The 21,234-nt window shown below is 67.9% G+C and carries 16 protein-coding genes; 11 read left to right on the top strand and 5 right to left on the bottom strand.

Annotated elements, in window-relative coordinates:
* Window positions 1–212 precede the first annotated feature (212 nt).
* On the top strand, window positions 213–959 hold the full coding sequence (locus ACT3UE_RS09815; RefSeq protein WP_444554183.1) for a Crp/Fnr family transcriptional regulator: 747 nt from the start codon (window positions 213–215) through the stop codon (window positions 957–959).
* A gap of 10 nt (window positions 960–969) precedes the next feature.
* On the opposite strand, the gene ACT3UE_RS09810 is transcribed toward ACT3UE_RS09815, so the two are convergent.
* Entirely contained in the window at window positions 970–1,431 is a 462-nt protein-coding gene (locus ACT3UE_RS09810; protein ID WP_444554184.1) for a LuxR family transcriptional regulator, read from the bottom strand.
* 271 nt (window positions 1,432–1,702) lie between these two features.
* Here ACT3UE_RS09810 and ACT3UE_RS09805 point away from each other — a divergent pair, with 271 nt between their 5' ends.
* The 4 genes from ACT3UE_RS09805 to ACT3UE_RS09790 are packed head-to-tail and all read left to right on the top strand — an operon-like array spanning window position 1,703 to window position 7,906.
* Entirely contained in the window at window positions 1,703–4,495 is a 2,793-nt protein-coding gene (locus tag ACT3UE_RS09805; RefSeq protein WP_444566635.1) for an aconitate hydratase, read from the top strand.
* Window positions 4,492–5,214 carry a succinate dehydrogenase cytochrome b subunit gene (locus tag ACT3UE_RS09800; RefSeq protein WP_444561339.1) on the top strand — a complete coding sequence of 241 codons (723 nt, stop codon included), beginning with the start codon at window positions 4,492–4,494 and terminating at the stop codon, window positions 5,212–5,214. Before ACT3UE_RS09805 ends, ACT3UE_RS09800 begins: the two co-directional genes overlap by 4 nt.
* Complete coding sequence (locus ACT3UE_RS09795; protein ID WP_444554187.1) at window positions 5,211–7,157, top strand: fumarate reductase/succinate dehydrogenase flavoprotein subunit; 1,947 nt, start codon at window positions 5,211–5,213, stop codon at window positions 7,155–7,157. Before ACT3UE_RS09800 ends, ACT3UE_RS09795 begins: the two co-directional genes overlap by 4 nt.
* The gene (locus tag ACT3UE_RS09790) at window positions 7,154–7,906 is read left to right on the top strand and encodes a succinate dehydrogenase/fumarate reductase iron-sulfur subunit (RefSeq protein ID WP_444554188.1); all 753 of its coding nucleotides are present in this window, start codon (window positions 7,154–7,156) and stop codon (window positions 7,904–7,906) included. The genes ACT3UE_RS09795 and ACT3UE_RS09790 overlap by 4 nt, the downstream gene beginning before the upstream one ends.
* Window positions 7,907–7,924: 18 nt before the next feature.
* Here ACT3UE_RS09790 and ACT3UE_RS09785 read toward each other — a convergent pair whose 3' ends face one another.
* Window positions 7,925–8,695 carry a phosphatase PAP2 family protein gene (locus ACT3UE_RS09785; RefSeq protein ID WP_444561338.1) on the bottom strand — a complete coding sequence of 257 codons (771 nt, stop codon included), beginning with the start codon at window positions 8,693–8,695 and terminating at the stop codon, window positions 7,925–7,927.
* 18 nt (window positions 8,696–8,713) lie between these two features.
* Between ACT3UE_RS09785 and rlmH the strand changes: the two genes are divergently transcribed.
* The 5 genes from rlmH to ACT3UE_RS09760 all read left to right on the top strand — a co-directional run bounded on the left by rlmH (window position 8,714) and on the right by ACT3UE_RS09760 (window position 18,007).
* Complete coding sequence (gene rlmH / locus ACT3UE_RS09780) at window positions 8,714–9,172, top strand: 23S rRNA (pseudouridine(1915)-N(3))-methyltransferase RlmH (protein WP_444554190.1); 459 nt, start codon at window positions 8,714–8,716, stop codon at window positions 9,170–9,172.
* Between the two features lie 65 nt (window positions 9,173–9,237).
* Window positions 9,238–14,139: a DNA glycosylase AlkZ-like family protein gene (locus ACT3UE_RS09775; RefSeq protein WP_444554191.1), complete on the top strand. Its 4,902-nt coding sequence runs from the start codon at window positions 9,238–9,240 to the stop codon at window positions 14,137–14,139.
* Window positions 14,140–14,223: 84 nt separating this feature from the next.
* The gene (locus ACT3UE_RS09770) at window positions 14,224–15,168 is read left to right on the top strand and encodes a DNA-formamidopyrimidine glycosylase family protein (protein WP_444566634.1); all 945 of its coding nucleotides are present in this window, start codon (window positions 14,224–14,226) and stop codon (window positions 15,166–15,168) included.
* A 41-nt stretch (window positions 15,169–15,209) separates the two neighbouring features.
* Window positions 15,210–16,247: a pseudouridine synthase gene (locus ACT3UE_RS09765; protein ID WP_444561356.1), complete on the top strand. Its 1,038-nt coding sequence runs from the start codon at window positions 15,210–15,212 to the stop codon at window positions 16,245–16,247.
* A gap of 194 nt (window positions 16,248–16,441) precedes the next feature.
* Window positions 16,442–18,007 (top strand): hypothetical protein, encoded by a 1,566-nt coding sequence (locus ACT3UE_RS09760; RefSeq protein WP_444566633.1) that lies wholly within the window; start codon window positions 16,442–16,444, stop codon window positions 18,005–18,007.
* Here ACT3UE_RS09760 and ACT3UE_RS09755 read toward each other — a convergent pair.
* The 3 genes from ACT3UE_RS09755 to ACT3UE_RS09745 are packed head-to-tail and all read right to left on the bottom strand — an operon-like array spanning window position 18,004 to window position 20,341.
* Window positions 18,004–18,309 (bottom strand): hypothetical protein, encoded by a 306-nt coding sequence (locus tag ACT3UE_RS09755; protein WP_443382957.1) that lies wholly within the window; start codon window positions 18,307–18,309, stop codon window positions 18,004–18,006. The two genes, ACT3UE_RS09760 and ACT3UE_RS09755, sit on opposite strands and share 4 nt — an antisense overlap.
* 44 nt (window positions 18,310–18,353) lie before the next feature.
* Entirely contained in the window at window positions 18,354–19,553 is a 1,200-nt protein-coding gene (locus tag ACT3UE_RS09750) for an acyl-CoA dehydrogenase family protein (protein WP_443382954.1), read from the bottom strand.
* A gap of 8 nt (window positions 19,554–19,561) precedes the next feature.
* Entirely contained in the window at window positions 19,562–20,341 is a 780-nt protein-coding gene (locus ACT3UE_RS09745) for a 3-hydroxyacyl-CoA dehydrogenase (RefSeq protein WP_443382952.1), read from the bottom strand.
* A 114-nt stretch (window positions 20,342–20,455) separates the two neighbouring features.
* Between ACT3UE_RS09745 and ACT3UE_RS09740 the strand changes: the two genes are divergently transcribed.
* Complete coding sequence (locus ACT3UE_RS09740) at window positions 20,456–21,208, top strand: glutamine amidotransferase (RefSeq protein WP_443382949.1); 753 nt, start codon at window positions 20,456–20,458, stop codon at window positions 21,206–21,208.
* Window positions 21,209–21,234 lie beyond the last annotated feature (26 nt).

Here is a 21,234-nt window from a genome sequence, read left to right as displayed (position 1 = left end):
TTGCCTTGTGAGAGGTTTCAAATCCCACCGTCACCGCCAGTGGGAAGGCGTTTGCATCGTTGGAAAACAACGATGCAAACGCCTTTTTCATGCCCACCCCATGGTCTGATTCCCGAAGTCCATCTAGGCTGAAAACGTCCGATCCGTGGGAGTCGACCGCTGGCGGGGCCAACCAGTCCGCCGTGCGCTTCGGTGGGGGAAGGTTGAGTCATATGTTCAAGGAACAGGCGCCGCCGTCGTTCCCGACCGCGACGGCGGTCACCGACGACCGACAACGAACGAGTTTGCGGCTACTGCGCCGTACTCCCCTGGTGGGCAGCTTCTCCGATGCGGACCTGCTGGCCCTTGAAATCCATACACAAATGCTGCAGCGGTGGCCCGGGGATCTGGTCCACGGCCATGGAGACGATGCGGACTACTTGTTCATCCTGGCCACCGGAGCCGTCAAGATCAGTCGGCCCTCACGCCGAGGTCAGGACGTCGTATTCGATATCTTCGGCCCACCGGCGGTCTTCGGAGCCGTCAGCGGGTCCAGGGGAACCGGATACCCCGACACCGCGACGGCACTGACCCACAGCCAGCTGCTGGCCATACCGGCCGCTGCATTCAGGGCCATGCTGGAGACCCGTGCGGATCTGGCCCTCGGGGTGTTGGACGAACTGGCCCACCGACACGAAAGAGCACAACAACGCATCCGCCGGCTCTCCAGTGAAGAAGCCGGGGTGCGGATCGCGGCCCGGCTCCTGGAACTTGCCGATACCTTCGGTGAGCCGCGGAAGGGATGCATCGATCTGCCCATCCCGCTGACCCGTGCCGACCTTGCTGCGCTGACCGGGGTGACCCCGGAAACGGCCAGCAGGGTCATGAGCCGGCTGCGGGCCGATCGCATCGTGGATTCCGGTCGTTGCTGGACCATGATCCTCGACCGGCGGCGATTGGCTGCCGCCGCCGGACACTGAAGCACCAGTTCTATTCGTGGGCCAGCGCCTCGGCCCCGACGGGGTCGGCATGCCGATCGGTGCGTGGCGTCGAAGCCGGGCCCCTGCCCGCCTTGCCACGCGCCTTGTCCTGCCAGGACTGATCGGTGGCCATGGGCCCCCGGTCGGTTTTCGCCACGGTGAGGACCAACACCGAATCCTCCAGGGCCTCCACGGCGTAGAAACCCTGGGGCACGACCAACAGGTCCACTGCGCTGCCTTCCCAGCTCTCACCGCGCGAGGACAGCGACACCTTCCCGCTCATGACCAGGACGGTGGCCTCGCCCGGGTTCACGTGTTCGTTCAGTTCCTGTCCGGCCTTCAGTGCAATGACGGTTTGGCGCAGGACGTGCTCGTGTCCGCCGTATACCGTGCTGGCGCTGCGCCCGCTACCGGCGCAGCTGGCCGTTTCCAGGTGGCGGCGTCCCAGCGCCGTCAGGGAAAACTTCTTCATCGTCAGCCTCCCGGCAACACCACAGGGCACTGCATCCGCGTTCCTGCGGCTCGAAGCCGCGGGCTGCCCTTTCCACCTGCGGCGCACTGTGGTTCCATCCTACGGCCAAACACAGCTGATGTGCCCCCGATCACGTTTTTATTGGATGGGCGTCCGGGGCTCCCCTAGATTGGACGACTAATGTCATGGTCTCTTGCGTCATCTCGGCGTACGTTGGGGACCACCGGCCCGGTGGAGTTCGCTTCGACACGAAAAGCCAGGTGCCCCCAAAATGCAGAACAGTTTCGACACCCGCTCTGAACTGCAGGTCGATGACACGAGATACGAGATCTACCGGCTGGATCGCATCAAGGGCTCCGACCGTCTGCCCTACAGCCTCAAGGTCCTGCTGGAGAACCTGCTGCGTAACGAAGACGGGCATCTGGTCACGGACGAACAAATCAACGCGATGGCCAACTGGGATGCCAACTCCGAAACCAACTCGGAGATCCAATACACCCCGGCCCGGGTCCTGATGCAGGACTTCACCGGGGTCCCCTGCGTGGTGGACCTGGTCGCCATGCGCGACGCCATGACCGATCTCGGTGGCGATCCGAGGAAGATCAACCCACTGATCCCCGCGGAACTGGTGATCGACCACTCGGTGATTGCCGATGTGTTCGCCCGCCCCGACGCCTTCGGGGTGAACGCCGAACTGGAATTCGGCCGCAACCAGGAGCGCTACCAGCTATTGCGGTGGGGCCAGCAGTCCTTTGACGACTTCCTGGTGGTTCCCCCGGACACCGGCATCTGCCACCAGGTCAACCTCGAATACCTGGCCCGGGTCGTCTTCACCCGGGAAGGACCCCGCGGCCCCCAGGCCTATCCGGACACCCTGGTCGGCACGGATTCGCATACCCCCATGGTCAACGGCCTCGGCGTGCTGGGCTGGGGTGTCGGCGGGATCGAAGCCGAAGCATCCATGCTGGGCCAGCCGATGAGCATGTTGATCCCGCAGGTCGTCGGACTCAAGCTATCCGGGGAGCTGCCCGAGGGCACCACCGCCACCGACCTGGTCCTCACCGTGGCCGAGCTGCTGCGCAAGGTCAGGGTGGTGGGGAAGTTCGTCGATTTCTTCGGCCCCGGTGTCGGCAACGTCCCGTTGGCCACACGGGCGACGTTGGGCAACATGAGCCCCGAATACGGTTCGACCGCCTCCATCTTCCCGATCGACGACGAAACACTGAACTACCTGCGCCTCACCGGACGCGAAGAGCACCAGATCCGGCTGGTCGAGGCCTATGCCAAGGAACAAGGACTGTGGCACGATCCCGACCACGTCCCGGAATACAGCCAGATCGTCGAGCTGGACCTTTCGACGGTCTCCCCCTCGATCGCTGGCCCGAAGCGTCCCCAGGACCGCATCCCGCTGGCGAAGTCGCCGCAGGTCATCCGCCGGCTGCTGGCCGGGCAGACCCACGCCGACGCCATCGCCGGAGGGCTCGACTCCGCCGTCGAGGACTCCTTCCCCGCCAGCGATCCGGTCGCCATCAGCACCCGCATCCAGCGCGACGACCCGCCGCGGACCTACGACGACGACGGCAATGTCCAGGACGCCTGGCCCTCGGACCCCTCCGAACTGCTGCTGGGCGGCCGGAAGACCAGCATCGACAACGGTGCCGTGGTCATCGCCGCCATCACCTCCTGCACCAACACCTCCAACCCCTCGGTGATGATCGGGGCGGCCCTGCTGGCCAAGAAGGCCGTGGAACGCGGCCTGTCCAGCCAGCCGTGGGTGAAGACCACCCTGGCCCCCGGTTCACGCGTGGTCACCGACTACTACGACCGTTCGGGGCTGACACCGTATCTGGAGAAGCTGGGTTTCAACCTGGTCGGCTACGGCTGCACCACCTGCATCGGCAACTCGGGGCCGTTGATCCCCGAAGTCAGCGCCGCGGCCTCGGAGAAGAACCTCACGGTCGCCTCGGTCCTGTCGGGCAACCGCAACTTCGAGGGCCGGATCCATTCCGAGGTCCAGATGAACTTCCTGGCCTCACCACCGTTGGTCATCGCCTACGCCCTGGCCGGGACCATGCGCACCGACATGCTCAAGGATCCACTCGGCCACGACCCCGAGGGCAAGCCGGTCTACCTGCGCGATATCTGGCCCAGCACCGACGAGATCAAGGACGTCGTCGACGCGAACCTCGAAGCGAAGATGTTCACCGAAGGCTATCTCGACGTCTACCACGGTGACGAGAACTGGCGCGGCATGACGATCCCCAAAGGCGACCAGTTCGCCTGGCAGCCCGATTCCAGCTACATCCAGCGTCCACCCTACTTCGACGGCATGACGCTGGACCCACCGCCGCTCACGGACATCCACGACGCCCGTGTACTGGCCTACCTCGGGGATTCGGTGACCACCGACCACATCTCCCCGGCTGGCGCCATCAAGGCCGATTCCCCCGCCGGCAAATACCTGCAGGACCTGGGAATCGAGCCGAAGGACTTCAACTCCTACGGATCACGGCGCGGGAACCACCACGTGATGATCCGCGGCACCTTCGCCAACGTGAGGCTGCGCAACCGGCTCGTCCCCGGGGTCGAAGGCGGCGTCACCAGGCATCTGCCCGACGGCGAGCGCATGAGCATCTTCGACGCCTCCACCCGCTACATCGGCGACCAGGTCCCGCTGGTCGTGCTGGCGGGTTCGGACTACGGGTCGGGGTCTTCCCGCGACTGGGCGGCCAAGGGCACCACGCTGCTGGGCGTCAAGGCGGTGCTGGCCGTCTCCTACGAGCGGATCCACCGGTCGAACCTGATCGGCATGGGCGTGCTGCCGTTGCAGTTCCTGGACGGCGAAAGGGCCGATACCCATGGGTTGACCGGGGAGGAGACCTATTCCGTCGTCGGCATCGAAGGTGCGTCCCCGCTGCCGAAGGAAGTCACCGTGCGCGTCGACGACGGCGAGAAGACCCGGGAGATCACTGCGAAGGTCAGGATCGACACCCCCGCCGAGGAAGGGTATTTCGTCCACGGGGGCATCCTGCCCTACGTCCTGCGTCAGTTGCTTTCGTCATGAGTGCCACCGACACCAAGCGCGGGCGGGTCCCGGTGCTGCGCTCCTCGGCCGTCCTGCATGCGGTCATGGCCGTGGGCGGGCTAATCATGGTGCTGTTCCTGATCGCGCATATGTACGGGAACCTGAAGGTCTTCGCGGGCCAGGAGGCCTTCGACGGCTACTCGGCGTACCTGCGCACGATCCTCGAGCCCCTGCTTCCCTATGCCGGGGCCCTGTGGATCCTGCGCGTGATCCTGCTGATCAGCGTCGGCGCCCACATCTGGGCGGCCTTCGTGCTCTGGCACCGGTCCCGGGCGGCCACCGCCGGCGGGGGCGGCTGGCGGTACCAGACCACGCAGAACCGCCGCGGCGTGCAACGCAGCTATGCCTCCTTCACGATGCGCTGGGGCGGGGTGACGATCGCCCTGTTCGTCGTCTACCACCTGCTGCATCTGACCGGGAACGTCATCCACCCCGGCGGAGCCTCGGACAGCGCCTATGAGCGGATGGTCAACGGCTTCTCCATCTGGTGGGTGGTGCTCTCCTATGTCATCGCGCTCATCGCCCTGGGCTTCCACCTGCGCCACGGCATCTGGAGCGCCTTCGCCTCCCTGGGCGCAAACACCAGCATCGCGGTACGACGCCGGCTCAATGGGCTGGCCTACGTGGTCACCTTCGTGATCATCGTCGGCTTCCTCGTACCACCACTGAGCATCTTGATCGGATGGGTAGGAGCATGATGAACGATTACTTCACCGAAGGCGACCCGCTGCAGGACACTCAGGACCCCGGCGGGCCGCTGAAGGACCGCTGGGACAAACGACGTTTCGAGGCCAAGCTGATCAGTCCGGCCAACCGGCGCAAGGTCTCCATCATCGTCATCGGCACCGGGCTCGCCGGTGGGTCCGCGGCGGCGACCCTGGGTGAGGCCGGCTACAACGTGAAGGTCTTCTGCTATCAGGACAGCGCCCGCCGGGCCCACAGCATCGCCGCCCAGGGCGGGATCAACGCGGCGAAGGACTACCGCAACGACGGGGACAGCATCCACCGGCTGTTCTACGACACGGTCAAGGGCGGGGACTACCGTTCACGCGAATCCAACGTCTACCGCCTGGCCCAGGTCAGTGCGGCGATCATCGACCAGGCAGTGGCCCAGGGGGTCCCCTTCGCCCGCGAATACGGCGGCCTGCTGGATACCCGTTCCTTCGGTGGCGTCCAGGTCTCCCGGACGTTCTACGCCCGCGGGCAGACCGGTCAGCAGCTGCTGCTGGGCGCCTACCAGGCGCTGGAGCGCCAGGTGGGGGCCGGGACCGTGGAGTTGAACACCCGGCACGAGATGCTGGACCTGATCGTCATCGACGGCAAGGCCCGCGGGGTGGTGGTCCGGGACATGGTCACCGGCGAATTCGAGACGCATCTGGCCGACGCGGTCGTACTGGCCAGCGGCGGCTACGGCAACGTCTACTACCTCTCCACCAATGCGATGGGCTGCAATGTCACCGCCAGCTGGCGGGCCCACCGCAAGGGCGCCTATTTCGCCAACCCCTGCTATACGCAGATCCACCCCACCTGCATCCCGGTCAGCGGGGACCACCAGTCGAAGCTGACCCTGATGAGCGAATCGTTGCGCAACGACGGACGGATCTGGGTGCCGGTCAAGGCCGGCGACGACCGGGCCCCGGCGGACATCCCCGAGGACGAACGCGACTACTACCTGGAACGGGTCTACCCGGCCTTCGGCAACCTGGTCCCCCGGGACGTGGCCTCGCGGGCGGCGAAGAAGCAATGCGACGAGGGCCGCGGCGTGGGCCCGGGAGGCCTGGGGGTCTATCTGGATCTCACCCACGCCATCAAGCGGTTGGGCCGGCACGTCATCGAGGAGAAATACGGCAACCTCTTCGACATGTACGCCAAGATCACCGACGAGGACCCCTATCAGGCGCCCATGCGCATCTATCCGGCCATCCACTACACGATGGGCGGGCTGTGGGTGGATTACGACCTGCAAAGCTCCATCCCCGGTCTCTTCGTCATCGGCGAGGCGAACTTCTCCGACCACGGCGCCAACCGGCTCGGCGCCAGCGCCCTGATGCAGGGGTTGGCCGACGGCTACTTCGTGCTGCCCGGGACCATCAACGACTATCTGGCCCGCAACCCGTTGCCCGCCGACGTCGACGCCAACCATCCAGCCGTCGTCGAGGCCGCCGAGGGCGTCCGTGAACGCACCGAACGGCTGCTGTCCATCAACGGGAGCCGTTCGGTGGATTCCTTCCACAAAGAGCTCGGGTCCATCGTCTGGGAGTACTGCGGCATGGAACGCAATGCCGAAGGACTCAGCCACGCCATCGAAGAGATCCGCCGGCTGCGTGACGAGTTCTGGACGGATGTGAAGGTCACCGGGGTCAACGAGGAATTGAACCAGTCCCTGGAGCGGGCGGGCCGGGTCGCCGACTTCTTCGGGCTCGCGGAGCTGATGTGCATCGACGCACTGCACCGCGAGGAGTCCTGCGGGGCGCATTTCCGTTCCGAAAGCCAGACCGAGGGCGGCGAGGCCCTGCGGCAGGACGAGGACTTCAGCTACGTGGCCGCCTGGGAATTCGGCGGCGATGGAGACGAGCCGGTACTGCACCGTGAACACCTCGAATTCGAGAACATCAAGGTCCAGCAAAGGAGCTACAAATGAAGATCACATTGCGGATCTGGCGCCAACACCATCAGGACCAGCCCGGGGCCATGGAGGCCTACGAGGTCGACGAGATCTCCCCCGACATGTCGTTTTTGGAGGTCCTCGATCTGCTCAACGAGGACCTCACGCTCAACGGCGGGGAACCGGTGGCCTTCGACCACGACTGCCGCGAGGGGATCTGCGGGATGTGCTCCCTGGTGATCAACGGGCTGGCCCACGGCCCCGAGGCGTTGACCACCACCTGCCAGCTCTACATGCGCCACTTCGAGGACGGCCAGGTCATCGACGTCGAACCCTGGCGTTCGACGGCGTTCCCGGTGATCCGGGATCTGGTGGTGGACCGCAGCGCCCTGGACCGGATCATCGAAGCCGGCGGTTACGTCAGCGCCCCCACCGGCGCCGCGGCGGACGCCAACGCCGTCACCGTGCCGAAGAAGGATGCCGACCGGGCCTTCGACGCCGCGGCATGCATCGGCTGCGGGGCCTGCGTGGCCGCCTGCCCCAACGGTTCGGCGTCGTTGTTCCTCGGCGCCAAGATCACCCACCTCGGTTCGCTGCCCCAGGGCCAGCCCGAACGGGACGAGCGGGCCCTGGCGATGGTCGAACAGCACGATGCCGAGGGCTTCGGCGGCTGCACGCAGATCGGTGAATGCACCGCGGTCTGCCCGGCGGGCATCCCCTTGGACATGATCTCCCAGCTGAACCATGACGTGCTGTCCGGGTTGAAGCACCAGTCGGGACAATGATCTGTCCCCCGGCAAGGCCTACGTCTGGGCTGATCCCTGCTCGCGCCTGACGCGGCGGACGGTGTGGAAGACGTGGTGCGCCAACACCACCAACGCCGCCCAGCCCAGCCCGAGTGCCCAGGCCACGGCGACATCCGTGAACCAATGGTGGCCCAGATAGATGCGGCTGCCGCCGATGAGGACCACATAGGCCACACAGCCGGCGACCTTCAGCGCCCGGGTCCAGCGGCGTTCGAGCTGCAGGAACCACAAATAGGCGATGACCATGATGATCGCCGTCGCGTTGAGCGTATGCCCGGAGGGGAACGACGGCGAGGTTTCATAGGGCGGGACGGCGTCGGCCATCGGTGGCCGGGTCCGCCCGATCAGATCCTTGCCTGCAATGGTCATCACCACGGAGCCGGCCCCCGCCGCACCGATAAGCAGCAGCGGCCGCCAGGACCGACGGATCCGCGTCAGCACGGCGATCGCTGCCAGGGCAATAATCGACATCCCGATGACCGAGCCGGTGTTGGTGAACCAGGTGACCGCTGTGTCGGCCAGCGGGCTGCGCCACGTCATCACCCAGGCCAGTAACGGCCGGTCCACTGCGGCCAGGTTGTCCTTCTCCGCCAGGGATTCGTAGATATTGGCGGCAAAGAGGGTCATTAGGGTGACGAAGGAGGCGCCGATGACCAGCGTGATCCACAAGGCACCATAGGCCCCGAGTCGCGAGGGCAGCCTGCGTGCCGCGGCGTCGGCGACCGGATGCCCCCGTGGGGGAGGCTCGGGTGAACAGGAAGTGGGCATGCCTGTCAGACTAATGCCATGACGCTGCGCATACTGGCCATCGGGAAGAAGCACGAGTCGTGGGTGGCCGAGGGCATCGAGCGCTATTCGAAGCGGATGAAGAAACCCTTCGACGTGTCCTGGGCCCTGCTGCCGCATTCGTCCCGGGAAGGCGATGCCGCACGCACTGAGGAATCCGCCCGCATCCTGGCCAAGGTCCAGCCACGGGACCATGTGGTCCTGCTGGACGAACGCGGGAAGAACATCGATTCCCCGGCCCTGGCCCGTGCCCTGCAACAGCCGCTGGATACCGCACGCCCGGTGGTGCTGGTCATCGGCGGCGCCTACGGGGTGGACAGGTCGGTGCACCAGCGGGCCGACTTCACCTGGAGCCTGTCCAAGCTGGTCTTCCCCCACCAACTGGTCCGGCTCGTGGTGGCCGAACAGCTCTACCGTGCCCAGGAAATCGCCGGAGGGCGGCCGTACCACCACCAATAATGGTGCCGAGGTGCCCCGACCGCCCCCGCGCCAACTCGTCGGTGCTTCGGCGTAGGCTTTCAGCGATGGCAGAAAAGCCCGCAGCAGCCGCAGTGCTCCAGAAGTTCACGCCCGCGACCCGCGAGTGGTTCACGGGTGCCTTTGCCGCGCCGACGGCCGCCCAGCTCGGCGCCTGGGACGCCGTTTCCGCGGGCAGCAACGCCCTGGTCGTCGCCCCGACCGGTTCGGGCAAAACCCTCTCCGCCTTCCTCTGGGCCCTGGACGGGTTCATCCGAAACAGCACCGAACCACCGGCACTGCCCACCCTCGATGCCGACGATGCAGTCGCTGCACCCGGGAAGAAGGCGAAGGCCCCGAAACGCAAGACCCGGGTCCTGTACATCTCTCCGCTGAAGGCGCTTGGCGTCGACGTCGAACGCAACCTGCGCGCACCGCTGATCGGGATCACCCGGATGGCCCAACGACTCGGCCTGCCGGCCCCCGAGGTCAGTGTTGGCGTGCGTTCGGGAGACACCCCGGCCAATGACCGCCGCAAACTGCTGACGAGTCCGCCGGATATCCTCATCACCACCCCCGAGTCACTGTTCCTGATGCTGACTTCCAAGGCCCGGGAGACACTGACCGGCATCGACACGGTCATCATCGACGAGGTTCACGCCGTCGCCGGCACCAAACGCGGGGCCCATCTGGCGGTCTCGCTCGAACGGCTCGATGCCCTGCTGACAACCCCGGCCCAGCGCATCGGGCTCTCGGCCACCGTCGAACCCCGGGCCGAGGTCGCCCGGTTCCTGGGCGGGTCCCGGCCGGTGGACATCGTGGCTCCGCCCTCTCAGAAGACCTGGGACCTGACGGTCACCGTCCCCGTGGAGGACATGACGAACCTGCCCGCAGCCGCCGAAGCCAGCGAGCTCGACGAACTGGCCGGCTTCCAACCGCAGGCAAGCATCTGGCCGCATGTGGAGGAGAAGATCGTGGACCTCATCGAGGCCAACCGTTCCACGATCGTCTTCGCGAACTCCCGGCGCCTGGCCGAACGGCTGACGGCGAACCTGAACGAGATCCACGCGGCCCGGCAGGAACTGACCGGCTCAGATCCGTGGGCCGCATCGGCCAGCGAACCGGCCACCGGACCGACCATCGCCCCCGAACCGCAGCATCCGCCCGCGCAGGTCATGGCGCAGGCCGGGGCCAGCTCAGGCGCCGAGGCCGTGCTGGCCCGGGCCCACCACGGGTCGGTCTCCAAGGACCAACGCGCCGACATCGAGGATGACCTGAAGTCCGGGCGCTTGCGCTGCGTCGTGGCCACCTCCTCGTTGGAACTGGGCATCGACATGGGCCTGGTCGATCTGGTCATCCAGGTCGAATCCCCCCATTCGGTGGCCTCCGGACTGCAACGCGTGGGCCGGGCCGGACACCAGGTCGGGGAAGTCTCCACCGGGGTCTTCTTCCCCAAGCAGCGCTCGGATCTGGTCAATACGGCGATCACCGTCGAACGCATGCGCTCCGGGGCCATCGAGGCGTTATCCATTCCGGCGAACCCGCTGGATATCCTGGCCCAGCAGACCGTCGCCGCCGCAGCGTTGGGTGAGGTCGATGCGGAGGAATGGTTCGACGTCGTCCGCCGGTCGGCGCCCTTTGCCGCGCTGCCCCGTTCGGCCTTCGACGCGACCCTTGACCTCTTGGCCGGCAAATACCCCTCCGATGAGTTCGCCGAACTACGTCCACGCATCATCTGGGACCGCGATGCCGGCACCCTGTCCGGTCGCCCCGGGGCCCAACGCCTGGCCGTGACCTCCGGGGGCACCATCCCGGACCGGGGCATGTTCGGGGTCTTTTTGATCGGCACCGAGGACCAGAGTGGCGGCGGGCGCCGGGTGGGCGAACTCGACGAGGAGATGGTCTACGAATCCCGGGTCGGCGACGTCTTTGCCTTGGGGGCGACGAGCTGGAAGATCGAGGACATCACCCACGACCGGGTCCTGGTCTCCCCCGCCTTCGGCCAGCCCGGCAAACTCCCCTTCTGGAAGGGCGACTCGCTGGGTCGTCCCGCCGAGCTGGGCCGGGCGTTGGGCAGGTTCCGCCGCGAAATTGGCGGAGCCGGCGACGACGATGCCGGGGCCCGGCTGGCAGCGATCGGCCTGGACGGCTGGGCCGCGGCCAACCTCACCGGTTACCTGGCCGAACAGCAGGAAGCCACCAGCATCATCCCCAGCGACACCACCTTGGTGGTTGAACGCTTCCAGGACGAGCTCGGCGACTGGCGGGTGGTCCTGCACTCCCCGTTTGGCATGCCGGTGCACGCCCCCTGGGCGTTGGCCGTGGGGGCCCGGCTGCACGAACGCTTCGGGATGGACGGGTCGGCGATGGCCGCCGACGACGGGATCGTCCTGCGTGTGCCGATGATGGACGACGAGCCGCCCGGGGCCGAGCTCTTCCTCTTCGATCCCGAGGAGCTGGATGCCATCGTGACGAACGAGGTGGGTGGCTCGGCCCTGTTCGCTTCGCGTTTCCGCGAATGTGCGGCCCGGGCCTTGCTGCTGCCTCGGCAGAACCCGGCCAAACGCAGCCCGCTGTGGCAACAACGCCAACGCTCGGCCCAGCTGCTGGACGTGGCCAGGAAATACCCCTCCTTCCCGATCATCCTCGAGACGGTCCGCGAATGCCTGCAGGACGTCTACGACCTGCCCTCGCTACGCTCGATCGCCGCCGAACTGCAGGGCCGGGGGCTGCGGATCGTGGAAACGACCACGCGCCAACCCTCACCCTTCGCCCAGACCCTGCTCTTCGGCTATGTCGCCCAATTCCTCTACGAGGGCGACTCCCCGCTGGCCGAACGCCGGGCCGCCGCCCTGTCGATCGACCCGTCACTCTTGGGCGACCTGCTGGGCCGCACCGAATTGCGCGAACTGCTGGACCCCGAGGTCATCGCGGCCACCGAAGCCGAACTCCAACGGCTATCCCCCAACCGCCGGCTCAAGGGTCTGGAGGGGGCCGCCGATCTGCTGCGTCTGCTCGGGCCCTTGGGGATCGAGGAGCTGGCGGCCCGGCTGCGCCCGGCCGACGAATCCGCAGACGAGCCTGCCCAGGACGACGGCGAGGCAGCTGCGGACGCGGGCACCGGATCCGACGCCGGACCAACCCGCCCGGCAGCCACCGTGGACGAGGCCTCCGGGTATGCCGAGGCCCTGGTGCGCAGCAACCGTGCCCTACGGGTCAATCTCGCGGGCCGGCCGGTGCTGGCGGCGATCGAGGATGCCGCCCGGTTGCGTGACGGGCTCGGCGTCCCGTTGCCGATGGGGATCCCGCTGGCCTTCATCGAGCCGGTCGCGGACCCGTTGGGTGACCTCGTGGGACGCTACGGGCGCACCCATGGGCCCTTCACCGTGGCCGAGGCCGCCGCCGCGCTGGGCTTGGGCAGCGCCGTCGTCCTGTCGGTCCTCAAGCGTCTGGGCACCGAATCGAGGGTGGTCGAAGGAGAATTCCGTCCCACCACCGGTGAGTCGGCGGCTGGCTCCCCGGCGGCGAGCGAGTGGTGCGACGCCGAGGTGCTGCGCCGGATCCGCCGACGCTCGCTGGCCGCGCTGCGCGCCGAGGTCGAACCGGTCGACGACGCCACGTTCGGGCGGTTCCTTCCCGACTGGCAGTTCGTGGGGCAGGAGCTGCGCGGGCTCGACGGGGTCGCCACGGTGATCGACCAGTTGGCCGGGGTGCCGGTTCCGGCGAGCGCCTGGGAGGCGTTCGTGCTCCCGGCCCGGGTGGCGGATTACCAGCCGGGGATGCTCGACGAACTGATGGCCACCGGGGAGGTGTTGTGGTCCGGTGCCGGGACGTTGGCGGGAAACGACGGCTGGATCAGCCTGCATCCCGCCCAGGAGGCGGCACTGACGCTGAACCCCGACGCCGATTTCGAGCCTTCCGGGGTTCAGGTGCGCCTCCTGGAGATCCTGGCCAGCGGCGGCGGCTACTTCTTCCGCCAGATCACCGAGGCCCTGGGGGTCACCGGCCAGGACGAATCGGTGCTGAGCGCCCTCTGGGAGCTGGTGTGGGCCGGTCGGATCGGCAACGACACCTTCGCCCCGGTGCGCGGACTGCTCGGCGGTGGACGAACCGCCCATAAACCCCGCGGGGCCCCACCCCGGGCCCGGGCGCCCCGGCTGGGTCGGATGCGCTCACCGCGGGGACCGGGGATGCATGCCTCCGGGCTGCGTCCCGGCGCTGCCGGGGCCACCGCGCCCATCGCCCCGGCCCAACCACAGGCCGCCGGACGCTGGTCCCTGCTGCCGGCCCCGGAAGCCGATCCCACCCTCCGGGCCCATGCCGGTGCCGAATTCCTGCTCGACCGCTACGGCGTGCTGACCCGCGGTTCGGTCATGGTGGAGAACGTCCCCGGCGGGTTCGGCCGGCTCTACCGGGTCCTGGCCCGGCTGGAGGAAGCGGGCAGGACCCGCAGAGGCTATTTCATCGAACACCTCGGGGCCGCCCAGTTCTCCGTCCCGGCGACGGTGGACCGGCTGCGCGGGCATACCCGGGATACCGATCTGGAGTCCGCGGTCTCCCCCGCCGCCGGCCCCGGGAGGGTTCCGTTAGCGGTAGCCCTCGCGGCGACCGACCCGGCCAACCCCTACGGGGCGGCCCTGCCCTGGCCGACCGTGGGCTCGTCAGAGGACGGGTCCTCCCCCACCGGGCAACGCCCGGGACGCAAGGCCGGCGCCGTCGTCGTCCTGCTCGATGGCCGGTTGGGCCTGTACCTGGAACGCGGCGGCCGGACGGCGCTGGTCTTCACCGAGGAGCCGGCCGAACTCGAGGCCGCCGCCCGGGCGCTCGTGGCGGCCCTGCGCACGGCCCGGGTGGAGCGGATCGCCCTGGACAAGGCCAATGGGGCCCCCGTCCCCGATACGCCGCTGGCCAGGGCCTTATTGGCCGCGGGATTCCATTCCTCCCCCAACGGATTGCGCTTCCGCCCGTGAGTCGTTTTGCGGAGACCGGTATAGTGTGATCCATTCCACTTAGTGGGCTAGCGATGAGGCCAGCAACGAAGGACGTGACCAGCAGTGCCAGAGGGTGACAGCATCTACCGGGCAGCCCGTCGGCTCGATGCGGCACTGAGCAACAGGTCCCTGCAGTCCAGCGATTTCCGGCTCCCGTCCTACGCCACCTTGAACCTGGCCTCGCAAACGGTCTCCTCCGTGATCTCCCGGGGCAAGCACCTGCTGATCCGGGTGGCCGATCTATCGATCCACACCCACCTGTCCATGGACGGGCATTGGGATGTCTACGCCACCGGCGAGCGCTGGCGGGCCCCGGCCTTCAAGGCACGGTGCGTGCTGCGCAACCCGGACTTCCAGGCGGTCGGTTTCGACCTGGGTTTCCTGCGGGTGATCCGCACCGTCGACGAGCCCGACGCCGTCGGCCACCTCGGACCCGATCCGCTGGGGGCCTCCTGGGATGCCGAGGAGGTGCACCGCCGTCTGGCCATGATGCCCGAGCGGCCCATCGCCCTGACCCTGCTGGACCAGCGGGTCATCGCCGGTCTGGGGAACATCTACCGTTCGGAACTGCTCTTCCTGCTGGGCCTGCACCCCCGCACCCCCACGGGGCAGCTGCCCGATCCGGTGTATCTGGTCGATCTGGCCCATCAGCTCATGCATGCCAATAAGGACCGCTCGCGCCGGGTCACCACGACGCCGCCGATGCGCGACCAGTACTGGGTCTATGGGCGGGCCGGCAAGCCGTGCCTGCGCTGCGGGGACACCGTCGAACACCGCAAGCTCGGCCAGCCACGCCCGCCCGCCGGGGCACGGCGCGGGGCGGACCGGGTCCCGGCGGGACGCCGGGGCCCCGAGGCCGGAGGACCCCGGCCCGCCGACGGCACCGGACAGGTCAAGACCGACGAGCACCAGCGGGCCCCCGGGGCCGAACCGTGCGAACGCGGCATCGACCTGAACGAACGCGACCTCTATTTCTGCCCCAGCTGCCAGGTGGATCCCTTCGCCTGAATCCTGCCGTCGCCCCGACGTGGGAAACTTATTCCATGGCCATGCAATCCCCCCTCCCCGTCCGCAACGGCGTCAACGCCACCCGGTTGCGCATCCCCCGGGAAGGGCCCTGGGCGACGGTCATGGACTACATGCTCGAACGCTTCGGCCATGTCGACCCCGAAGGCATCGTCCGCCGCTTCCGGGAGGGCGAAGTCGTGGGCCTGGGCGCCGAACCGTTGAGCACCAGCACCCCGTTGGGCCACCACGATTTCCTCTGGTACTACCGCAACCTCCCCGATGAGCCGGTGCTGCCGGTCACCGAAACGATCCTGTTCCAGGACGAGGACCTGCTGGTCGTGGACAAACCGCATTTTCTGCCCAGCACCCCCGGCGGCCGGTTCATCCAGGAATCGGCGCTGGTCCGTCTGCGCAACCGGCTGGACCTACCGGATCTGGTGCCGATGCACCGGCTCGACCGGGCCACGGCGGGCATCATCCTCTTCTCCACGAATCCGGCCACCCGCGGTGCCTACCAGGTCCTCTTCGAGCGTCGCCGAATCCAGAAGGAATACCGCTGCGTCGCAGCCCTTCCCCCCGGCTGGGATGCCGCCGCAGCCATGGCGGAACCGGACCCGGATTCCGCCCCGGGCCGGCATGGCCAACCCGTGAGGCAGATCAGCGGAAACCACCGGGCGACCGCCGCCGATTTCCCGGCGGAGTACCGCAACCGGATGGTCAAGGAAAAAGGCCATCTGCTGGCCCTGACCCAGCCCGGGGAACCGAACGCGGAAACCCGGATTGACCTGTTGCGCACCGGCCTGGGCACCGGAGCCCATGCGGGCACCGCCGTCGGACTCTTCCGCCTGCGCCCGCATTCGGGCAAGACGCACCAATTGCGGGTGCATATGGCGGCCCTGGGGCTGGGCATCCTCAACGATGCGTTCTACCCGGACCTGTGGGAGAAGGCCCCTGATGACTTCACCCGGCCGTTGCAGCTGTTGGCGCATTCGATCTCCTTCACCGACCCGCTCTCCGGGGCTCCGGTCACCTACACCTCGCAACGGAACCTGGGCGAATTTCCCGGTCCCGTCCACTAGCGGCAGGACCATGTCGGAGCTGTTACGTCCAATCGTCGGAGCTAAAGAGGCCAGTGGGATCACGATCCGGCCACAGCTGGGCCCGAATCCGCGCCGACGTCCCCAAACGGCCCCCCGGTATTAGGTAGGCTATGAGCGGTGGTATGGGGAGGAATCATTGCCATGAAAACAGCGGGTAAAGGGGATTCCACGTCATGACAGAAACACGCCAGGAGACTTCGGCGGCCTCCAAGGCGCTGGAGCGTCTGCGTGCCCATCAGCCCCCCGCCTCCCCCCGTGCCGAGGGCCCCGAATCGTCCTCCCCCCGGCCCCCGCACCACGACGGCGCCTCCCCCACGAACCATTCCACCTCGCTGCCGCCCAAACCCACGCGCGACCCCGAGGGCGTGCTGAACGAATCCGACGCACCCTCACGGCATATGGCCGCGGCAGGAACGCGCGGGAGGCTGCCTGACGAGAACGCCAAGACCCGGTTGAACACCTGGCTCGACGGAATCAACTCCCCCGACTGGCAGGAACTGGCCCGCAGGACGAAGACCGGCACCGTACGGACCATCGCCGCCCAACGCGCGGCCTCCCGCCGCCGGGCCGACGCCCGGGCCAAGGCCCGCGAGGAGAAGTCCCGCCAGCGGGCCGAACGCGAAGCCGCCGAAGCCGCCGAAGCCGAAGCCTCCGCGGAGCGCAAACGCGCGGCGGAGGAAGCAGCCCGACTGGCCGCCGAGGCCGAAGCGGCCCAGCAGGCCGCCGAAGAGGCCGCGGCCCGGGCGGCGGCCTCCACCAACGACCTCGAATCGTTGGTGGAAAACGCCCGCGAGGCCATCGTCGACGCCGCGGAGGTCCCCCGGACCGCCGAACAGCTGCGCAACACCAGCCCCTTCTGGGTCGACGACGAGGGCCCCATCTACGTCCCGCCCTACAACCTGCCCTCCAGAGACCCGGATCCGCCGGAGCAGCGCTCGGATCTGATCCGTCGCCTCGTCGTGACGGTGGTTGCCGCCGCCACCCTGGTCCTGGGGTTCATGGGCCTGGGCTGGTTCGGGGGCCCCACGGCCCATTCGGCCGCCCACTCGGCCTACGGCCCCGAAAATGCCTTGCTGGCACCCAACAGCAATTCGTTCATGATCTGGGGCGTGCTGTTCGTCTGGATCGCCCTGTATGCGATCTTCCAATGGCATCCGAGCCAGCGGTCCTCCTACCGCCAACGCGACATCGGCTACCTCACGGCCGGGGCCGGGCTGCTGGGGGCGTTGTGGCTGCTGTGTGCCCGGTCCTCGCTGGTGTTCCTGTCGGTGGTCGTGGCCCTGGCGCTGACCACCGTCCTGGTCTATGCGGTCCGCCGGATGAACCAGCGCACTGCCCGGTCGAATGTGGAGCGGGTGTTCGTGGACGGTCCGGCCGCCTTGTTCCTGGGCTGGATGCTGGTCCTGCTGCCGGCGACGCTGTCCATCGCGCTGACCCGCGCCGGATTCACCTTGCTCCTGCCGGCCTCGTTGTGGGCCGTCCTGACCATCGTCGGGTGCACGTGGGCCGCCGCCAGCTTCTCCATGTCCGAGCGGGGCCGCATCGTGGTGGCATTGGGCTTCGCCTGGGGGCTGTTCTGGGTCATGCTGGACCGGCTGCTGACCCTGCAGTCCTCGGCCCCGGTGGCGATCGTCTGCGGGTTGTGCGCGTTCATCGTGCTCCTGGCCACGGAGAACCGCCGATACCAGATCGGCCATGCCGAGCGCCGTGCCGCCCGCGGACAGCGCACCGAGTTCTAGAGCGCGGTCCACCGGCCCCGGACCCGGCGCAGCACGAGAAGTCGTTGGGTGGCGGCCACGCCCTCGACGGCGGCACGCATCCGCGCGGCGGCCGAGCGGGCGGCGCGCAGATCGGCGTCGTACTCCTCCTCCTCGACCGTGAAGCGCACAGTGATCCGAGGGACTCCGGCGACGATGTCGAGCTGGTTTGCTTCCACATGGTGGGATTCGGCCAGGGAAGCAACCGCCGCGTCCATCACCGCTTCGGGGCGGTGGCCCGGACGCAGGGACAGGATGTTCAGCTGGGCACGAAACGAGGGCACCACCCCAGCGTAGTGCCCGGCGATGCCCTCCTTCGAACCAGGCCTCAGGCGATCGCGGAGATCCCGGTGGCGGCCCGGCCGACGATCAACAGGTTGATGTCATGGGTGCCCTCATAGGTGTAGATCGCTTCGGCATCGGCGAAGATCCTGGCCATCCGGTGATCGGTGACGATCCCGTTACCGCCCATCGCGGCCCGGCCCAGGGCCACCGATTCGCGCATCCTCTCGGTCGCGAACGCCTTGGCCAGCGCCGCCTGCTCCATCTTCTCGGTCCCCTGGGACTGCGCCCGGGCGATCTGGGTCATCAACGCCATCGACGCCGTGGCATTTCCCAGCATGGTGGCCAGTTTCTGCTGGATGAGCTGGAAGGAGGCCAGCGGCCGGCCGAATTGTTCACGCTCCAACACATAGGCCCGCAGCACGTCGAAGGCCGCCAGTTGTTGTCCGACGGCGAGCCAGCCGACCATGATGCGGCTGGACCGCAGCAACTGGTTGATATCGGCGAAGGAATCGATTCCGGGGAACCGGTCCTCCTCCATCACGCGGACGTCCCGCAACACGATATCGGCGTTCTGCACGGTGCGCAGCGAGATCTTGTTCTCGATCTTGGAGGTGGTCACCCCGGGCAGGGAGGTGTCCAGGACGAATCCGCGCACCGCACCGGTGTCCTCGTCCAGGGCCCACAGCAGCAGGTGCTCACAGAACGTCCCGTTGCCGATCCAGCGTTTGGCCCCGTTGATGATCCAGGCATCGCCCTCCCGGCGGGCCCGGGTTTCCATGCCCTTGGCGACGTCGGAACCGTGCTCCGGTTCGGTCAACGCGAAGGCCCCGGTGGTGCGCAGGGCCGCCGCATCGGCCAGATAGCGTTCACGCTGGCCCTCGGTGCCGAAGTCATGCAGGGACTCGACGAAGAGGTCGTGGTGGATCATGAAGAACGTCGCCAACGACGCATCGGCCCGGGCCAGCTCGGCGATGAGCAGTCCGTGGAACAACGTCGAATAGCCGTGCCGGGTCGGCGTGCTCACCCCCAACGCCCCGAGCCTCGGCAGCAGATCGAAGGGGAACTCCTCGGCGGTCCACCACGCCCCGGCATGTTCGGTGACGTATTCGGCCACGAAGGCGCGCACTTCGGCCAGCTTGGCCCGCTCCCTCTCGTCGAGTTGCGACTCGATGTCCAGGAAATCGGCCCCGGCTAGTTCCCGGGTGGTGCGGGCAGGAGGGCCGCCCTCGTTCTTCACGGTCATCCCGCTCCTTATTTCGGGGCCATGCGGATGGCTCCGTCGAGTCGGATGGTCTCACCGTTGAGCATCTGGTTGGCCAGGATGTGCTCCACCAGCGCGGCGTATTCGGCGGGCTTTCCCAACCGTGAGGGGTGGGGCACCTGGGCGCCGAGGGAGTCCTGGGCCTCCTGCGGCAGACCGGCGAGCATCGGCGTTTCGAAGATCCCCGGGGCGATGGACATGACCCGGATGTGCTGACGGGCCAATTCGCGGGCCAGCGGGAGGGTCATCGCCGCGACCCCTCCCTTGGAGGCGGCATAGGCCGGCTGGCCGATCTGCCCGTCGAAGGCCGCGACGGAGGCCGTGTTCACGATGACACCGCGTTCCTCGGTCCCGGTCTCGTCGTCGAGGATCGGTTCGGTCCCGGCCATGGCTTCGGCGGCCAGCCGGACGACATTGAAGGTGCCGATCAGGTTCACGGCCACGACCTTCTCGAAGGAGGCCAGCGGAAGGACTCCGTCCCGGCCGAGGACCTTGCCCGGGGTGGCTACCCCGGCACAGTTGACCAGCACACGCAGCGGCGCCATGTCGCTGGCCACTTCGACGGCGCGCCGGACCTCCTGTTCGTTGGTCACGTCCGCGGCGACGAACCGGGCCCGTTCGCCCAGTCCGATGGCGGCGTCCTCGCCGGCCGATCCGGGCAGGTCGAGCAGGACCACATGGGCCCCGGCGTCGTAGAGCTTCTTGGCGGTGGCGGCACCCAGGCCGGATGCGCCACCGGTGATGAGGGCCGAGGCCCCGGCGATGTCCATGGTTCCTCCCGAAAGGGCGGATCGACCCGCCCGGTTAATGGTTGTTAACTCAAATCCAACTGTAGCGTCTGTCGCGCGGACACTCCACCCCTGCGGACGTCGTAGGATTCGCTCATGAGCCCCGTATCCGGCCCCCGCCCCTTCCTGCTGCTTTCCACCCGGGAGGACCCCGTGGCCGCCGCGGACGAGGTCCGTGGGTTCCTGGCCGCCGCGGACCTTCCGGCCGCGCTGTTGGAGGTCGTGGCCCTGGGCGCCTCCCCGCTGCCGGCCCCACTGGACCTGGGGGCGTATTCGGGCATCCTGCTCGGCGGCGGACCCTTCAACTCCTCCGATGACCCGGCCGGCAAATCCCCGACCCAGCGGCGGGTCGAAGCCGAGATCTCGGGATTGCTGGACCAGCTCCTGGCCCATGACTTCCCGTTCCTTGGCGCCTGCTACGGCATCGGGACCCTGGGGACCCACCAGGGCGGCACCGTGGACCGGACCCATGCCGAACCCGTCGGCCTCTCCCGGATCGAGCTGACCAGGGCCGGGGCCCGCGATCCGATCACCGCCGGGATGCCCCCGGCCTTCGACGCCTTCGTCGGACATAAGGAGGCGGTCTCCACGCTGCCTCGGCACGCCGTCCTGTTGGCGACCTCCGGGCCCTGCCCGGTGCAGATGTTCCGGATCGGCACGAATCTCTATGCCACCCAGTTCCATCCGGAGCTCGACGGAGACGGGCTGGCCACGCGTATTGGGATCTACCGTGACGCAGGCTATTTCGATCCCGCGGAGGCCGGCCCGTTGACCGAACTCGCCCATGCGGCCGACGTCCCCTGGCCGGGCCTGATCCTGCGCAACTTCGTCCAGCGGTACCAGCGCTAGGAGGCCCGTCCCGGGTACTGCCCCGA

This window comes from Arthrobacter sp. 179 (genome assembly GCF_052379645.1).
Taxonomy (GTDB): Bacteria; Actinomycetota; Actinomycetes; order Actinomycetales; family Micrococcaceae; genus Arthrobacter_H.
This window is presented reverse-complemented; position numbering and strand designations above follow the sequence as displayed.

What these genes read in the sequence shown, in the direction of transcription:
- ACT3UE_RS09790 (WP_444554188.1), top strand. Translation starts at nt 7,154, where the DNA reads ATGAAGATCACATTGCGGATCTGGCGCCAACACCATCAGGACCAGCCC.
- ACT3UE_RS09750 (WP_443382954.1), bottom strand. Translation starts at nt 19,553, where the DNA reads ATGACCGTGAAGAACGAGGGCGGCCCTCCTGCCCGCACCACCCGGGAA.
- ACT3UE_RS09795 (WP_444554187.1), top strand. Translation starts at nt 5,211, where the DNA reads ATGATGAACGATTACTTCACCGAAGGCGACCCGCTGCAGGACACTCAG.
- ACT3UE_RS09760 (WP_444566633.1), top strand. Translation starts at nt 16,442, where the DNA reads ATGACAGAAACACGCCAGGAGACTTCGGCGGCCTCCAAGGCGCTGGAG.
- ACT3UE_RS09815 (WP_444554183.1), top strand. Translation starts at nt 213, where the DNA reads ATGTTCAAGGAACAGGCGCCGCCGTCGTTCCCGACCGCGACGGCGGTC.
- ACT3UE_RS09800 (WP_444561339.1), top strand. Translation starts at nt 4,492, where the DNA reads ATGAGTGCCACCGACACCAAGCGCGGGCGGGTCCCGGTGCTGCGCTCC.
- ACT3UE_RS09805 (WP_444566635.1), top strand. Translation starts at nt 1,703, where the DNA reads ATGCAGAACAGTTTCGACACCCGCTCTGAACTGCAGGTCGATGACACG.
- ACT3UE_RS09775 (WP_444554191.1), top strand. Translation starts at nt 9,238, where the DNA reads ATGGCAGAAAAGCCCGCAGCAGCCGCAGTGCTCCAGAAGTTCACGCCC.
- ACT3UE_RS09740 (WP_443382949.1), top strand. Translation starts at nt 20,456, where the DNA reads ATGAGCCCCGTATCCGGCCCCCGCCCCTTCCTGCTGCTTTCCACCCGG.
- ACT3UE_RS09785 (WP_444561338.1), bottom strand. Translation starts at nt 8,695, where the DNA reads ATGCCCACTTCCTGTTCACCCGAGCCTCCCCCACGGGGGCATCCGGTC.
- ACT3UE_RS09810 (WP_444554184.1), bottom strand. Translation starts at nt 1,431, where the DNA reads ATGAAGAAGTTTTCCCTGACGGCGCTGGGACGCCGCCACCTGGAAACG.
- ACT3UE_RS09745 (WP_443382952.1), bottom strand. Translation starts at nt 20,341, where the DNA reads ATGGACATCGCCGGGGCCTCGGCCCTCATCACCGGTGGCGCATCCGGC.
- ACT3UE_RS09765 (WP_444561356.1), top strand. Translation starts at nt 15,210, where the DNA reads ATGCAATCCCCCCTCCCCGTCCGCAACGGCGTCAACGCCACCCGGTTG.
- rlmH (WP_444554190.1), top strand. Translation starts at nt 8,714, where the DNA reads ATGACGCTGCGCATACTGGCCATCGGGAAGAAGCACGAGTCGTGGGTG.